Source organism: Thalassospira sp. Z349TD_5 (assembly GCF_056173045.1).
The window spans coordinates 2,341,167-2,357,935 of the sequence record NZ_CM149654.1 but is presented as its reverse complement, the minus strand read 5'-3'; the positions used below and the strand labels follow the sequence as shown (position 1 = coordinate 2,357,935).

General features: G+C 52.3%; 13 protein-coding genes. 9 read left to right on the top strand and 4 right to left on the bottom strand.

Features of this window, described 5'->3' with window-relative positions; translation table 11 throughout:
- Positions 1 to 207 precede the first annotated feature (207 nt).
- The 3 genes from proX to proV all read right to left on the bottom strand — a co-directional run bounded on the left by proX (position 208) and on the right by proV (position 3,644).
- On the bottom strand, positions 208 to 1,224 hold the full coding sequence (proX, locus tag AC0VXT_RS10765; RefSeq protein ID WP_475545434.1) for a glycine betaine/L-proline ABC transporter substrate-binding protein ProX: 1,017 nt from the start codon (positions 1,222 to 1,224) through the stop codon (positions 208 to 210).
- Positions 1,225 to 1,324: 100 nt separating this feature from the next.
- Positions 1,325 to 2,446: a glycine betaine/L-proline ABC transporter permease ProW gene (gene proW, locus AC0VXT_RS10760; protein WP_475545433.1), complete on the bottom strand. Its 1,122-nt coding sequence runs from the start codon at positions 2,444 to 2,446 to the stop codon at positions 1,325 to 1,327.
- Positions 2,439 to 3,644 (bottom strand): glycine betaine/L-proline ABC transporter ATP-binding protein ProV, encoded by a 1,206-nt coding sequence (gene proV, locus AC0VXT_RS10755; RefSeq protein WP_430470140.1) that lies wholly within the window; start codon positions 3,642 to 3,644, stop codon positions 2,439 to 2,441. Before proV ends, proW begins: the two co-directional genes overlap by 8 nt.
- 241 nt (positions 3,645 to 3,885) lie before the next feature.
- Between proV and AC0VXT_RS10750 the strand changes: the two genes are divergently transcribed.
- Positions 3,886 to 4,422: a MarR family winged helix-turn-helix transcriptional regulator gene (locus AC0VXT_RS10750; protein WP_022730624.1), complete on the top strand. Its 537-nt coding sequence runs from the start codon at positions 3,886 to 3,888 to the stop codon at positions 4,420 to 4,422.
- Positions 4,423 to 4,506: 84 nt separating this feature from the next.
- Here AC0VXT_RS10750 and AC0VXT_RS10745 read toward each other — a convergent pair whose 3' ends face one another.
- A complete protein-coding gene (locus AC0VXT_RS10745) occupies positions 4,507 to 5,541 on the bottom strand; it encodes an ABC transporter substrate-binding protein (RefSeq protein ID WP_101300188.1) in 1,035 nt (344 codons plus the stop codon).
- Between the two features lie 322 nt (positions 5,542 to 5,863).
- Here AC0VXT_RS10745 and AC0VXT_RS10740 point away from each other — a divergent pair, with 322 nt between their 5' ends.
- The 8 genes from AC0VXT_RS10740 (at position 5,864) to AC0VXT_RS10705 (ending at position 16,717) form a co-directional block, all read left to right on the top strand.
- Positions 5,864 to 6,697 (top strand): 3'-5' exonuclease, encoded by an 834-nt coding sequence (locus AC0VXT_RS10740; protein ID WP_475545432.1) that lies wholly within the window; start codon positions 5,864 to 5,866, stop codon positions 6,695 to 6,697.
- 177 nt (positions 6,698 to 6,874) lie between these two features.
- On the top strand, positions 6,875 to 7,891 hold the full coding sequence (locus AC0VXT_RS10735) for a Fe(3+) ABC transporter substrate-binding protein (protein WP_475545431.1): 1,017 nt from the start codon (positions 6,875 to 6,877) through the stop codon (positions 7,889 to 7,891).
- A gap of 225 nt (positions 7,892 to 8,116) precedes the next feature.
- Positions 8,117 to 9,142, top strand: coding sequence for a Fe(3+) ABC transporter substrate-binding protein (locus AC0VXT_RS10730; RefSeq protein WP_475545430.1), 1,026 nt, complete (start codon positions 8,117 to 8,119; stop codon positions 9,140 to 9,142).
- A 270-nt stretch (positions 9,143 to 9,412) separates the two neighbouring features.
- Entirely contained in the window at positions 9,413 to 11,095 is a 1,683-nt protein-coding gene (locus AC0VXT_RS10725; RefSeq protein ID WP_475548577.1) for an ABC transporter permease, read from the top strand.
- A gap of 68 nt (positions 11,096 to 11,163) precedes the next feature.
- Positions 11,164 to 12,417: a molybdopterin molybdotransferase MoeA gene (locus AC0VXT_RS10720; protein WP_475545429.1), complete on the top strand. Its 1,254-nt coding sequence runs from the start codon at positions 11,164 to 11,166 to the stop codon at positions 12,415 to 12,417.
- 85 nt (positions 12,418 to 12,502) lie between these two features.
- Positions 12,503 to 14,077, top strand: coding sequence for an MBL fold metallo-hydrolase (locus AC0VXT_RS10715; protein ID WP_475545428.1), 1,575 nt, complete (start codon positions 12,503 to 12,505; stop codon positions 14,075 to 14,077).
- A 134-nt stretch (positions 14,078 to 14,211) separates the two neighbouring features.
- On the top strand, positions 14,212 to 15,414 hold the full coding sequence (locus tag AC0VXT_RS10710) for a glycosyltransferase family protein (protein WP_475545427.1): 1,203 nt from the start codon (positions 14,212 to 14,214) through the stop codon (positions 15,412 to 15,414).
- A gap of 22 nt (positions 15,415 to 15,436) precedes the next feature.
- Positions 15,437 to 16,717 carry a glycosyltransferase family 4 protein gene (locus AC0VXT_RS10705; RefSeq protein WP_475545426.1) on the top strand — a complete coding sequence of 427 codons (1,281 nt, stop codon included), beginning with the start codon at positions 15,437 to 15,439 and terminating at the stop codon, positions 16,715 to 16,717.
- Positions 16,718 to 16,769 lie beyond the last annotated feature (52 nt).

Genomic DNA, 16,769 nt, shown 5'->3' with positions numbered 1-16,769 from the left:
ACGCCCAGTTTGCTCAATAAATCAACGAGCGTATCAGCCTAGCAACATCAATCTTCCCGCGCGACTGTAAATCGAGAATTGACTGACATATGCTGACAGTTTTTTGTAAGCAGGCAGTTCGAGACAAAAACACCTCGCAAGATTTCTCCTGCGAGGTGTTGAGTATCAAGTAATCAGGTTAAGCTCTGACTACAGCATTCGTCTGGATTACTTCGCCGCAGCGCGGGCTTCTTCGAGCCAGCCGTCGAAGGTTGCGCGATGGCCCTTGATCCAGGCATCGGCATGACGTGCGATGTCTTCGGCGGATTTTTCACCGTCGCGCATGGCAAGGTTTTCAGCCGAGATATCATTGGCCGACAGTTCCATGATTGCAAACAGCTTCGCCGCCGCTGGATTTTCATCGGTCCATGCTTTGTTGGCGATGATCTGCTGGTTGTTGACCTGGAAACCATAGTTACTGCCGTCTGGAAGGGCGGTATCGGCATCCTTGTTTTCACCCGGAAGCGATGAGAACGGTACTTGCAACCAGGTCACGTCTTTACCCGGGACCAGAACGCCCGACACCCAATACGGGGTCCATGTGTAATACAGGACCAATTCACCGGCTTTGTAACGGGTGATCGTATCGGCGATGATGGCTGAATAGGAACCCTGATTGTGGATAACGGTGTCGCGCAGGCCATAGGCATCAAGGTGGTTTTCAATCACACCTTCACAGCCCCAACCCGGGTTGCAGCCCGAAAGGTCGGCTTTACCATCGTCGTTGGTATCAAACAATGCCGCGATTTTCGGGTCTTTAAGCTGTTCGACATTGGTGATGTTGTATTCATCAGCCGTTTTTTTATCGATCAGGTAACCCTGAAGCGCACCCGGTGAGTAAACACCTTCGCGATAGATTTTTTCAGCACCGCCAGCGGCCTTGTAGAAATCGGCATGCAGCGGGTTCCAGTGATCGGCCATAAAGGTCGCATCACCATTGCCAATGGCAACATGGCCAGCAGCATATTCGATTTCCTGGATGTCTTTAACGTCGTAACCAAGCTCTTCAAGAGCCTTCATAACCACAACGGTCTGAAAGGTTTCTTCCGCGATGGAGCTTTTAAGCGGCTGAACTTCAACGCCTTCACCCGGCATCATGTTGTCAGCAAACCCAGTACCGGTCATCAGCATCGAGCCGGTAACGGCAATAGCAGCACCCGCAGAAAGTTTCTTCAGGAACGTCATGAACTTCTCCTTGTTGATAGATTGAGGTCTTGTTCGTTGACCCGGTTCTCCAAACAGATGGAACCGCAAAAGGTTCCGTCCGCTGCCTCGTTTAAATGTATTATTTTTTGCCCAGAACTGATCGGACAAGTGCCGCAGGACCAGCGTCATACCAATGCCGCGTGCCTTTGGACCGTTGGTCCTTGCCCAGTGCCTGGGTCATGCGGTCCAGCACGATGGCCAGCAGGACAATGCCAACCCCGCCAATCGTTGCCAGCCCCATATCAAGTCGGCCAATACCGCGCAGAACCATTTGGCCAAGACCGCCAACCGCAATCATCGACGCAATCACAACCATCGAAAGGGCAAGCATCAGGGTTTGGTTGACGCCGGCCATGATGGTCGGCATCGCAAGCGGTAACTGCACACGAAACAGAAGCTGTTTCGGGCTGGCCCCAAATGAACGGGCGGCTTCAACCAGATCGCTTGGGACCTGACGGATGCCAAGGATGGTCAGGCGGATCAGGGGTGGCAGGGCAAAGATAATGGTCACGACAACACCCGGCACATTGCCGATACCAAACAGCATCACAATCGGCACCAGATAAACAAACGCCGGGGTGGTCTGCATTGCATCAAGGATTGGACGGACTGCATTCGATGCACGTTCGTTACGCGCCAGCCAAATGCCAGTCGGAAGACCAATCACAATACAGAAAAATACCGATGTCAGAACAAGCGACAAGGTCACCATTGCTTCGGACCACGCGCCGATCAAGCCGACAACAACCATCGAAATCAATGTGCCGATGGCCAAACGACGCCCGGCAAGTTGCCATGCAATCAAGGCCATGATGATGATGATGATAATGGCCGGTGTTGCCTGTAAACCGGTTTCAACACCGCTCAGAACAGCATCAATTGGCCAGCGGATGGCCTGAAAAACACTACGGAAATGCGTGACAATCCAATCAAGACCATCATTGACCCAGCCATCCAGCGGGATCACAGCATCCTGAAAGGGATGCAGGATATCAAAATGCTTTTCCGGGGCAGGGGCGGCATTGGACAGCCAATCGGTTGATGATGCCGCGTCGCCAGTGCCGCCGCCCGGACCTGATGGGGCCGCGGTGCCAGTAGCGCCGCCCGGGCCAGATGCACCAGTTGATGCAACCCCTGATGCGCTATCGGTACTTTCGGTAGTGGCGTTGGTTTGGCCCCAAGGATTACTGTTATCAGCCATTGGTGCCATCTCCTTCACGGTCGAGTGTTGCCAACAGGTTGGCTTTCTTGATCACGCCCATATATTTGCCGTCATCACCAACAACCGGCACGCCACACGGGGCGTGCGCCACAGTTCCGATCAGTTCGGAAAGCTGTGTGTCATGGGAAACCGGTTCAACGCCGGGTAAAAAGGCGGCTGAAAGTTTATCCGCGCCCGATTTGATGGCGGCATCAAGGGTGTCGATCGAAATCACACCGTGGAAATCAAGCTTGTCGCCAACAATATAGGCGTATTCGCGGTCTTCCTTGTTCAAACGGCTGAGCGCGGTTTTAAGGCCGACACCTTCGCGTTCGATCACGGTCACTTCACGTTTTGACGCAATGTCCTTGGCGCTGAGGATGGTGGAAACATCAACCCCGCGGAAAAACGATTTGACGTAGTCATTGGCCGGATTGTTTAGAATTTCTTCTGGTGTGCCGACCTGAACGACAATGCCGCCTTCCATAATTGCGATACGATCCCCGATCCGCATGGCTTCATCAAGATCGTGCGAGATAAAGATGATCGTGCGTTTATGTTCGCGCTGAAGGATCAGGAGTTCATCCTGCATTTCCGTACGGATCAAAGGATCCAGTGCGGAAAAGGCCTCATCCATCAACATCACAGCCGGATCATTGGCCAACGCACGCGCAAGGCCAACACGTTGCTGCATGCCGCCCGACAGTTCGTCGGGATATGAATTGGCGTGTGCGGGAAGGCCAACTTGCTCAAGTGCGACAAGGGCGCGTTTGTGGCGCTCTTTTTCATCCATACCCGCCAGCTCAAGACCAAACGATGCATTATCGATGACCGAAAGATGCGGCATCAGGGCAAAGGATTGAAACACCATCGCCATGTCGCGGCGGCGCAGATCGCGCAATTCTTCGTCGGACATCGCGGCAATATCAACGCCATCATATAAAACCTGACCCGATGTCGGTTCAATCAGGCGGTTCAATAGTCGTACAAGGGTCGATTTTCCCGAGCCAGACAGCCCCATGACGACAAATATTTCACCTTGTTTGACGGTGAAGTTTGCCCCGCAAACACCAACGGTCTGTCCAGTTTTGTCAAAGATTTCGTCTTTGTCGATCCCGTCATTGATCATTTGCATTGCCTGATCAGGACGGTCGCCAAAGACTTTATAAAGGTCTTTTACAACGATTTTTTCGGTCATGAGTCCTTGTCGATTCTTGGCAACAAACAACGCACATCACGCGGGCAAACAGCCTTTGCGCGGCAAACATCGTTCATCAGTTTGTTTTTATGTCGATGGTGGCATAAGAGGCCAAAAGCCCCGCAGGTTTCCCCAAGCCATGTTTGAATTTGTCGGCAAATGGTTACAGGTCAAAACATTTGATGTCAAATTATAATCACGTTACGCTTCCGACGATTGGGGAACGAGGAGACGTGGTGTTATGGTTGAAAAACAACAAAAAAAGCGGGAATTTCTGGATGTTCTTGTTGCGTTGCGGCAGATTATCCGGGCAACAGACCTTCATTCAAAATATGTTATGAAAGTTTGTGGTCTTACTGTTCCGCAGCTTGTTGTTCTACTTGCGATTGAGGAGCTCGGGGCTGTGACCGTGCGGCAGATTTCCCATCACGTGTCGCTCAGCCAGGCAACAGTAACGACAATCCTGAACCGGCTTGAAACCCGTGATTTCATCAAGCGCACGCGCAATGCCACGGACAAGCGCGTTGTGAACAGTTGTCTGACCGATAAGGGGCGTGAAATTCTTGTGGATACGCCGCCCTTGATGGACGGGCACTTCATGCGCCGCTATCAGATGCTTGATGTTGCCAAGCGCGGCGAAATTCTTGAGACACTTCAACATGTTGCACACCTGATGGCGTCTGATGACGTTGACACCTGCCCATCGGTCAGTGATGATGAACTTGATCCGATATTATCGTCATTCCCAATCCATCTTGAACCCAGCCAAGATCGATGAATGCGCAAATAGTGTGATCAAAAGCTGACAAGGCGCAGATATTTCACCGCGCCTTGTTTGGAAAGTCTATTGGTATCAAAGCCCCTAAAGCGCGCTTTCAACCTTTTGCGCAACACTTTCAGGAACCCATGATTTCCAGATATCAGGTTTCTGTTTCAGGAAATAACGCGCAGCCCCATCTGGCTTTTCATCATTTTCCTGCATGTAGGCCAGCATTTCAGAAACCAGCGCATTGCTTGTTTCATAGTTGGTCAGGAACGTGATCAGATTGGGGGCAGCTTCCTTGAAATCATTATTCACACCCACCGTTACCGTACTTTGCGGATAGGCTGTTGCCTTGGTCGGTGTGGCATCGGTTTTCAGCGCATCAAAGATTTCCTTGTCATACGCCGGTTCTTCAAGACGATAGCTGTCATAAAGACCCATCACCCACGTCGGACCCCAGTAATAATAAAGGGCTGGCTTGCCGCGTTTGTGTGCCGATGCGATGGCTGCTGAAAGTGCCGCCCCGGTACCAGGACGGAAATTGGTGAAGCTGTCATCAAGGCCATAGGCCGCGAGCTTACCCGAATTGACCTTTTCACAGACCCAGCCCGACGGGCAGTTGTAAAAACGTCCTTTTCCGGGTTCTTCGGCATCGGCAAACAGGTCGGTGTATTTGGGCAGATCATCGACCGATTTCAGATCAGGGGCCATCGGTTCGATACCACGTTCGGCATCGCCTTCAATGACATAGCGCGGGACAAACCAGCCTTCAACGGCGTCATCGAAGTTAACCCCGATCTGGCTGACATTGCCGGCGGCCTCTGCCTTTTTCCAGGCGTCAGCAACATTGTCGCGCCAGATTTCCATGACGACATCAACATCGCCCTTGCCAGCCCCGGTCAAGAGCGGGATGACATCGCCGGGCAGGGCATCGGTTTTACAGCCGTAGCCTTTTTCTATGATGAAACGGGCCACGGCATTATGGAACAGGGCGCTGTCATAGTTCAGTCCGGCGAACATCACCGGCCGATCTATTTCACAGGATGCGTCCTGTGCCTGTGCTGTGGTTGCGAATGTGGTAAATGCGAGGCCAGCGGCCATCAACATTGCGGCTCCGGTAGGCAGGGTGTTCATCCTTCTGTCCCTTCGTTGTTGCGGTCCGGAATCGCATCAAATGCAATGTCTTGCAGGTTCGTGCCGTGATCTCGCGGGTTCAAACCAGACCTTGCCCCTGATACAGGTGATGTGAGTTTAACCGTGGGTTCAAAAGTCATGCAACCCTGCGCATTGGTATTTACCGCAAAGAATGCCGGACACGGTTTGAATGATCATCGCAGAAGGCTACTGACATCCATGGCAGGAGCTGTCAGTGGACTGCATTTTTATGTGGCGATAATTCCGTGAATTTAACGGGTTTTATCGCTATGTTGGGCAAAACAAACCTGTGGGGCCTGTCATGATGCATACCAGTCTGTTCGTCTTTGATATCGAAACCGTTCCCGATATCGACGTCTTGCCGCAATTGACAGGTGAAATTGCGCCAGACCCGGAAGCCGGGCGCAAGATGCTTGAAGACTATCATCTTGAAATCACCAATGGACGCAATGGCTTTCCCCGTCAGCCGTTTCACAAGGTTGTCGCCATCAGTTTCCTGCGCGCCACCATCCAGCGCGATGACAATCTTGAAATGTACGAAATCGAAGAACTGCGGTCGGGCGGTGATCTAACGTCCGAGGAAAAGGATTTGGTCAACGGGTTCTTTGCCTATTGCGGCAAGCTTTTCCCGCGTCTTGTCAGTTTCAACGGGCGGGGGTTTGATCTGCCGGTTTTGAAGTATCGCGCGATGAAGCACGGTGTGACGGCACGCTGGTTGCATCAATCGACCAACAAGTGGGAAAACTATACATCGCGTTATGCTCCGAATTGGCATTGTGATCTGGCCGAAGTTCTGTCGGATTACGGCGCATCGGCACGCACCAAAATGAACGAAGTCTGTGCTGCCCTTGATCTGCCGGGGAAAACCGGGGTCGATGGCAGTAAGGTGTCGGGCATGTTCGATAACGGCGAGATTGATGGCATTCGACGCTATTGCGAAACCGATGTACTCAACACCTATCTTTTGTATTTGCGCCATGCGCTGCATACCGGGTTGACCGACCATGACAGCTATAACCATGCGATCAATCTAACGGTGGCGTGGCTTGAAGAACGCGCTGGCGATATTCCTACCTATCAGGAATTCCTTGATGGATGGCGGGACTCAAGTGGCGGGTCGTTTAACGTCCTTTGACCAATCAGTGCCGCGTAACATGATGGTGTATGCATGTTTTAGTGGAAGTGATGCATGTCACATCGACGCGTTGATCCAGACGAAAGCTTATTGAAACAGTAGGGAATAGGGCTTACTTGCTGAATGCATATGCAACTGATTTGCACCTGCATTAGAACCTCAATGGGAAACGTTCAAATGGATATCGGAAAACTCATCAGCGCCGCAGTCTTCGGTGCAACAGCACTGGCCGCAACGGCGGTCTCAGCACAGGAAGTGAATGTCTATTCCTTGCGTCAGGCATTTCTGGTCGAACCCCTGTTTGAAAAATTCACCGAACAGACCGGAGTGAAGGTCAATGTGATCTTTGCTGAAAAAGGGCTGGTTGAACGCATCAAGCAGGAAGGCGCAAACAGCCCGGCCGATATCCTGATGACAGTTGATATCAGCCGTATTCAGCAGGCGGTCGATGCCGGTGTTACCGAAGCTGTTTCGAACGACACCCTTGCTGCCAATATTCCGGCACATCTGCGTGACCCCGAAGGGCACTGGTTCGCCCTGACCCAGCGTGGTCGTGCGATCTACGCATCAAAAGATCGGGTGGCAGAAGGCGAAATCACGTCATACGAAGACCTCGCCGATCCGAAATGGGAGGGCCGTATTTGCACCCGTTCTGGCACGCATGTTTATAACGTTGCTTTGTTTGCCTCGATGATTGCCGTTCACGGTGAAGAAAAAGCCAAGGAATGGCTTGAAGGCCTGAAATCAAATCTTGCACGCAAACCGCAAGGTAATGACCGCGCACAGGTCAAGGCGATCAAGGAAGGCGAATGTGATCTGGCGATTGGTAATACGTATTACTATGGCAAGATGCTTGACAACGAAGAGCAGCGTCCATGGGCTGAAGCGGTCAATATCGTCTTCCCCAATCAGGACGGTCGCGGCATGTCGATGAACATTTCCGGCATGAGTCTGATCAAGGGCGCGCCTAATCAGGAGAATGCGGTCAAGCTGATGGAATTCCTAAGCGATGACGTGGCACAGAAAATCTATGCCGAAGTAAATTACGAATATCCTGTCAAACCGGGTGTCGAATGGGCCGAAAACGTTAAATCATGGGGCACGTTCAAGGCTGATACCGTGTCATTGGCCGAGATTGCCCGTCTGACGCCTGCGGCGATCAAGATGGTCGACGAAATCGGGTACAACGAATAGTCAGACAATTTGAGACAGCATTGTTTGCAAAGGGGATGGTCATATGCCATCCCCTTTCTACGTTCGTGATCACGTTATTTTGACAGAGTTTCGGCACGTGAGCATTGCTCATATGTGGTTTTGGGGCTTGCAAAATGGGGGGCGGGGTCGTTAATTTCGGCCAAAGCAAATACAAATCATTCCTAATTGCTGCAAACCCGCGTGGCACACCCAAGAGAGGCATTCATGATTTCACTGCGCAAAACGGTCTTTGGTCTTGTTGCGGTCGCAATGGGCATATCGTTGAACCAGCCGGCCACTGCAGCAGAAGAAGTGAATGTCTATTCCTTACGCCAGCCATTTTTGATCGAACCGATGTTCAAGCGCTTTACCGAGGAAACCGGTATTCGCGTCAATACGCTGTTTTCACAAAGTGGACTGGTTGAACGGATCAAACACGAAGGGCGCAATAGCCCGGCGGATTTGCTTTTAACCGTTGATATTGGACGTATTCAGGATGCAGTTGATGCCGATATTGCCCAACCCCTTCAAAGCGTTATAATCCGTAGCAACATCCCAGATCAGTTCCGTGACGAGAATAATCTCTGGGTCGGGCTGACAACCCGCGCACGTGTCATTTACACCTCACTTGATCGTGTTGCCCCCGATGAAATCGCCACCTACGAAGACCTTGCGGACCCAAAATGGAAAGGCCGCATTTGTATCCGGTCGGGCATGCATGTTTATAACATTGCGTTGATCGCATCGATGATTGCCAATCATGACGAAGCATATACCAAAAAATGGCTGACAGCCCTTAAGGACAATCTTGCACGCAAGCCTCAGGGGGCCGATATCGACCAGATTGAAGCCGTGTCACAGGGCGTATGTGATATCGCGATTGGTAATTCGTATTATTACGGCAAGATGCTTGATGATCCCAACAAGGCCCCGGCAGCCAAAGACGTGCGTATTGTCTTCCCCAACCAGGGGGATCGCGGCACACACGTCAATATTTCCGGCGTTGCCCTGATGAAGCATTCCCCCAATCAGGAAAACGCCATCAAGCTGGTGGAATTCCTGTCGGGTGATGAAGCACAACACATGTATGCCGATGTCAACTTTGAATATCCCGTCAAACCGGGCGTGGCCTGGTCGGAAATGGTGCGTTCATGGGGCACGTTCAAACACGACGATTTGTCGTTGAATGTCGTTGCCGCAAAACGTGGGGATGCGATCCGCATGATTGATGAAGTCGGATTTAACGAATAGATCCGGCGCATTAATCATATCGTCCGTCGTGTTGGGCGTATGTGTGGTCGAAATGTCGTGCAACGGTGCATTTACCGGGGTGGGTTGCGTCTGAACGTTTGCCTTTAAGCGCCATTGCAGGCTATCACGATGTGGCCAAACAGCTTTTGGATGATGTGGCCTTCGACCAAGAAGACGAGAACGATATTGAACACCGCACACCAAACAAGCCGCAAAATTAAAAGGGACGAAGATATTCGTCCGACCGTCGCCACGGAAACGTTTGATCCGATGCGGACACCAACCGGAAGCGTTGCCATGCGCTGGTTGCCGCGTGGGCAGTCGGCGATATGGTTGTTTGGCGCGTTTGTGATTGCCCTTCTGGTGGCAGCCCCGATTGTCGCGGTGATTTATATCGCGCTCTTTCCGACCGAAAACATCTGGCCGCACTTGGCATCGACGATGCTGCCCCGATACCTCAAAAATACGGGTATCTTGATGCTTGGCGTCGGGGTCGGGGTGACATTGATCGGGGTTTCGACCGCATGGGTTGTCACCATGTGCAAACTGCCGGGTAAGCGGTTCTTTGAATGGGCGATGTTGCTGCCGATGGCGGTTCCGGCCTATATCGTTGCCTATGTTTATACCGATCTTCTGGAATATGCCGGGCCGTTGCAGCGAATGTTGCGTGATGTCTTCGGCTGGCAATCCGCGCGCGATTACTGGTTTCCCGATATTCGTACCAAGGGCGGGGCGATTGTGGTGCTCAGCCTGACGCTTTATCCTTACGTCTATATGCTGGCGCGGGCCGCCTTTTTGGCGCAATCGATCTGTGTGCTCGAAGCTGCCCGCATACTGGGACGCAGTTCTTGGAATTCATTTATCACGGTGGCCTTGCCCTTGGCCCGTCCGGCGATTGTGGTCGGGGTTGTCATTGCATTGATGGAAACGCTCAATGATTTTGGCACGATTGACTTCTTTGCTGTCCACACCCTAACGGCGGGCATTTTCAACGTCTGGCTGGGGATGGGCAACGCCGGTGGGGCAGCACAGATTGCCTTGACGATGCTGGCTGTGGTGATTGCACTGTTGGTGATTGAACGCTATTCACGTCGTCGCCAGCGGTTCCACGATACCACCAACCGGTTTCAGGAATTACCGGGCTATGATCTCGGCCCCATGGGCAAGGTGGGTGCCTTGTCCGTCTGTATCCTGCCGATACTGCTTGGTTTTGTTGTGCCGTCGGCTGTTCTGATCTACTATTCCATCGGCTATTTTGATCAAAGCTGGACGTCAGATTTCTTTGAGTTTGCCGGGAACAGTCTACTGGTATCCGGACTGGCAACGCTGGTCGCGGTTGGATGTGCGATTTTCATGGGCTATGCCCTGCGCCTGTTCCCGCAACCATTGTTGAAATTCTGTGTTCGATTTTCATCGGTGGGCTATGCAGTGCCCGGCGCGGTTCTGGCGATTGGCGTTCTTATCCCGTTTGCCCGTCTTGATAATGCGGTTGATGCGGTCATGCGCGATACATTCGGCATTTCGACCGGTTTGTTGCTGAGTGGAACGGTGTTTGCGCTGGTCTTTGCCTATGCCGTGCGGTTCATGGCGGTATCTTATGGCTCGATCGAGGCGGCATTGGGTAAAGTTCGCCCCAGCATGGATGACGCGGCACGCACTTTGGGCGAAAGCCCTTGGGGAACGCTAAAACGCATTCATTTCCCGATGGTGCGCGGCGGCATTCTGGCGGCATCGGTGCTTGTCTTTGTTGACGGAATGAAAGAACTCCCCGCAACCTTGATCCTGCGGCCGTTCAATTTTGATACACTGGCGACGTATGTCTATCAGTTTGCCAAGGATGAAATGATTGAACAGGCTGCGCTGGGGGCCTTGACCATTGTTGTGGTCGGGGTGATCCCGGTTATTATGCTCAGCCGCGCGATTTCACGTTCACGTCCTGGCCACGGCAAGTGATTTTGTCCTTGCGGTGACATCGCATAAGATTATCTAAGTCAGGTAAATCACAACAGGCTCCCAGTTTTATGCAAACCATCAAACCCGGATTGACGACACTTTCCGATGCGCTTGATATCGCCTTTGCCGAGGTTGGTATTGTGCAGGATGTCGAACAACGTCCGCTTGACGACTGCTTTGGTGCGGTGTTGCGGCGTGATGTGATTGCGAAGGTTGCTGTCCCATCGGTTGATAATTCGGCCATGGATGGCTATGCGCTAAGGTTTGCCGACCTTGCGAATATGACGGGGGCAATTGATGTGATCGGCAGTTCCATGGCCGGCCATCCGTTCGAAGGCACACTTCCCAAGGGGAAAGCTATTCGGATTGCCACTGGTGCCGCCATTCCGAATGGTGCGGATTGCGTGATCATTCAGGAAAACGTTTCCGCCAATGAAAATGAAACCATCATTGAAATTCGCGATGATGTGATTGCACGCACCCAACTTGCGCAGAACATTCGCCGTGCGGGCGAAGATATCAAGCAAGGAACCGTGGTCCTTTCATCGGGCAGGGTCCTTCGACCCCAAGATATTGCGATTGCCGCCGGGCAGGGGCTTGGGACTTTGGCCGTGGCGCGGCCTTTGTCGGTCGCGGTGTTTTCCACCGGCGATGAACTGGCAAAGCCGGGTGACCTGTTGCCGCCTGGCGGGATTTATGATTCCAACCGATTTGCCATGATTGGCATGCTGCGTAATATCGGCTGTAAGGTTACTGATCTTGGTCTGCTGACCGATGATTTCGATGTTTTGCGCGATGCTTTGGATAGTGCGGCCAAGACCCACGATGTGATTATGACGTCGGGTGGAGTATCAGTTGGTCGGGCGGATTTGCTTAAGCCGGTTGTTGATCAACTTGGTGAAATTCACGCATGGAAGCTGGCGATAAAACCCGGAAAACCGTTAATGCGGGGCAAGATTGGGGACTGTCTTGTTCTTGGCCTACCGGGTAATCCGGTTTCGGTGCTGGTTGCCGGGCTGTTATTTGCTATGCCGTTGTTGCGCCATATGATGGGGGCGGATCGTTCGCAAACGGTCCCGGTAAGGATGCCCGTTCGTGCTGGATTTGATTTCAAACGGGGGACTGGACGGCGAGAATGGTTGCGCGCACGACTTGTGCAAAATGAGGATGGCGCGTTTGAAGCAATTGCCTTTAGTTCCACGAGCTCCGGGATGCTGTCATCGATGGTCTGGGCCGACGGTTTGATCGAAATACCGGAAGACTGCGGTCAGGTTGTTGTGGGTGATGAAGTCTTTTACCTTCCGTTACGTGGGCTCCAGTAAAGCAGCCCTGCGTGATCCATGTCATTGTGATGTCGTGATCTTTGCGTGATGGTGATGAGATAATCAGAAACCGATTGAGGATGTCATGACAGTATCAGTAACCTTTTGCGGTGCCGCTGGCGGTGTGACCGGGTCGTGCTATTTCCTGCAAACAGATCAGGGCAACATCCTTGTCGATTGCGGGATGTTTCAGGGCAGCAAAACCGTTCGGGAACTGAATTACGAACCTTTCGCATTTGATGTCAGCTCAATATCGGCGGTCGTTCTGACACATGCTCATATTGATCATTCAGGTTTATTGCCAAAATTGGTCAAAGCGGGATTCGAAGGGCCGGTTTTTGCTACGGAACCGACGTGCGATCTCCTGACATACATGTTGCCGGATTCGGGATATATTCAAGAATCAGAAGTTGAACGCCTTAATCGTCGCAATGCCCGACGCGGTCGTCCGCAGGTCACGCCGATTTATACCCGTCACGATGCCGAAAATACGCTCAGCCAGCTAAGTGTCGTTGAATATCACGTTTGGCAGGATGTTATTTCAGGGGTTAAAGCACGGTTTTGGGATGCAGGCCATTTGCTCGGATCGGCATCAATTGAAATCGAAGTGGCGGCCACGGAACCTGATGATAAGCCGACCCGTTTGCTGTTCTCTGGCGATATTGGAACCGGTGAAGCGGTCTTTAATAATGCACCAGAGGCCCCCACTGATCTCGATTATCTCTTTGTTGAAACCACCTATGGCGATCGAAATCGCGACGATATGACGGACGATGAACGTCGTGCATTGCTCGGTAAGGAGGTTCGTGAGTCTCTAAAGGCGGGAGGAAATCTCGTTATTCCAAGCTTTGCTGTCGCGCGAACCCAAGAGTTACTGGTTGATTTGGCGCATTTGTTTAATCGTGGCGAATTGCCCGAGGCGACTGTCTTTGTTGATAGTCCGCTTGCGCAACGAGCGACCGACGTTTTTGCAAAGCATCTAACCGGCTCGGATGCACGTGCGTTAGCGCATCCAAAGTTTCACATGGTACCGGATGTCGAGGCCAGTAAGCAGCTTGCCTTGGTCAAAAGCGGTGCAATTATTATTTCCGCAAGCGGGATGTGTGATGCCGGGCGTATTCGCTACCATCTGAAAAACAACCTTTGGCGCTCGGAGGCGACAGTTCTGCTTGTCGGGTTCCAGGCCGCGGGGTCTCTTGGGCGGGTGTTGCAGCGTGGTGCAAAACGGGTACGCATTCATGGTGAGGAAATTGAGGTTCATGCGCGTATTCGTACCCTTGATGTCTATTCCGGTCACGCCGATCAGGAAATGCTTTTGCAATGGACACGCGACCGCCTGCCTGTCGGGAGGCGGATCTTTTTGACCCACGGCGAAGAAGGGGCGCGAACCGCCTTTCAGCAAGTATTGCTGGCCGAAGGGATCGATAGTAAAAAGATAGCCTTGCCCATGCTTGACGAGACCGTAATCTTGAGATCCGGGACGGTTGAAACGGCAAAAGTCCGACCGAGATTGTCGGGCGAAGAATTATCGCGGGATGACTGGCATAATCTGTATGCTGGAACGATTACGGCACTTTCGGAAAAACTGCGTTCTGTCGAAAACGATGCGCAACGTCGTGATCTGCTTGAAAAAGTCTTGCGCGATATTGCCTCTGTGTGAGAGCAATAGGGCGAATTAAAAATTACGGTTTAAAAGTGTGTCCAAAACGGATTTACTTACCGATGAGGGATATCTTGCCATCCATATTTATGGTTGAATAGGTATCAGGGACCACTGCGTAAGCGGGCGAATATATGTCAATCGTAGGGAACTCAGGCTATCGGGTTCTAATCTATAGCCACGATACCTTTGGGCTCGGCCACTTGCGCCGGTGCCGGACTATTGCGCATGCGCTGGTCTCTCGCAGGGATGATGTTTCTGTTCTGATTTTGTCGGGATCCCCGATTATCGGCAGTTTCGAGTTCCGTTCGCGAGTTGATTTTGTTCGTATTCCCGGAGTGATCAAACTCTCGAACGGGGAATACACGTCGCTCAATCTCAATATCGATGTTGATCAGATACTTGAGATGCGTGAGTTGATCATCAAACACACCGCAGACGTGTTTAATCCCGATATTTTCATCGTCGATAAAGAGCCCCTTGGCCTGCGCGGTGAGGTTGAGTCCACCTTGCGTATGTTGCGTCATCGCCGCACCCGTCTTGTTATGGGGTTGCGCGATGTGATGGATGATCCGGTTCACTTACGCGAAGAATGGGACCGCAAGCAATGCGTGCCTGCCTTGGCCGAGCTCTATGACGAAATATGGGTTTATGGTCTGCAGGAAATCTGTAACCCGCTTGAAGGGATTGATTTGCCCCCGGGTGTGGAAAACAAAATGGCTTATACGGGGTATCTGCCGCGTACCGCCACCCAGCGTCCAACACCGGAGCACGGGGCCCTTGGTCTTGAAGAACCTTATTATCTGGTGACCACGGGTGGTGGTGGTGATGGGGTTAATTTGGTCGATTGGGTGATCAGTGCCTATGAAGCCGATGAGACCATTGCCGTGCCGTCGCTTGTCGTGCTTGGGCCGTTCATGGCCCCGGTCGAGCAGAAATCCTTCATGGAACGGGCTGAAAAGATCGACAAGCTGTCGGTCATTACATTTGATGCCAATGTCGAAATGCTGATGCATAATTCTGCCGGCGTCATTGCCATGGGCGGCTATAATACGTTCTGCGAAATTCTGTCATTTGATAAGCCCGCCGTCATTGTGCCGCGCACCGTCCCGCGTCTTGAACAATATGTCCGTGCCTCGGCGGCGGAAAAGCTCGGTCTTGTCAAAATGCTAACGGAAGACAACGGTCGGGATCCGCGTCAAATGGCGGATGCGCTTCATGGATTGATTTCGCAGCCCAAGCCGTCGCATGTAACCGTTCCCAACCTGATGGGCGGGCTTGATCGGGTCGGTGATCTTGTTGATCGCTGGCTCCCGCCGCAAATGGCGGCCGAATAAGTAACGCCGGGATGCCCAATTTATGACACGCGACACTCTTGCAATCGTGGTTAAAGGTTATCCGCGATTGTCGGAAACCTTTATTGCGCAGGAAATCCTCGGCATTCAGCAGGCGGGAATTCCCTATCGAATTGTGTCGCTGCGTCATCCCACGGATAAAAAACGTCACCCGATCCATGAAAGGATCACGGGGGATATCGATTATCTTCCCGAATATGTCTATCAGGAACCGCTGCGTGTTGTGCGCAGTTGGTTAAAAGTCCGAAAATTGCGTGGCTATCGCCGCGCGGTCAATATCTGGTGGCAGGATTACCGCCGTGACCGCACACCAAACCGCGCCCGACGGTTTGTGCAGGCCATTGTCATGGCGGCGGAACTTCCCGATGATATCACCCGTATTTACGCCCATTTCCTCCATACACCTGCATCCGTCGCACGCTATTGCGCGATCATGCGGGGAATTCCATGGTCCTGTTCGGCGCACGCCAAGGATATCTACACCAGTGCGGACTGGGACATGCGCGAAAAGCTGCGCGATATGGATTGGCTGGTGACCTGTACCAAGGCCAATGTCGATTACCTGCAGGGGCTGGCTGAAGATCCGTCAAAGGTTCATCTGCTCTATCACGGACTTGATTTTTCACGGTTTCCCGAAAATCTGCCAGATCGTGAAATGCACGATGGCGGTAATGCCGATCAGCCGGTAACGATCTTGTCGGTCGGGCGTTTGGTCGGCAAAAAGGGTTATGACGATTTGCTGCGTGCTTTGGCCAAATTGCCCAAGGACCTTTCGTGGCGTTTTGTGCACATCGGTGGGGGAAGTGGCGATAAATACCGTAAACTTGCCGCTGAGCTTGGCATCTCAGGACGTTGTGAGTGGCAAGGTGCCCGGGATCAGAAAGAAGTCATTGCTGCCTGTCAGTCTGCTGATTTGTTTGTTCTGGCCAGCCGGATACAAAAGGACGGTGACCGTGATGGTCTGCCCAATGTGTTGATGGAAGCACAGCTTTGTGGTCTGGCAGCCGTTTCAACCGCGATTTCCGCAATTCCGGAACTGATCGAAGATGGTGTGAACGGCCTGCTGGTTCCTCAGCGCAATCCCGATGAACTGGCCAAGGCCTTGCTAACCATGATCACAAACCCGACACAGCGCGATGAAATGGGCCGGAAGGGTAATGAAATCGTACGACGCGATTTTTCCTTCTACAGCGGTATGAAGGATCTCGCCCATCGCTTTGGCGTAACGGACGTTAATCCGGAAAATATTTCTTCCAACCGTTCTCAGAAACCCGCAGCAGAGTAGGAGGCTACCATCTTGAGGGTTGCCTTCTATGCTCCGCTAAAGCCTGCTGACC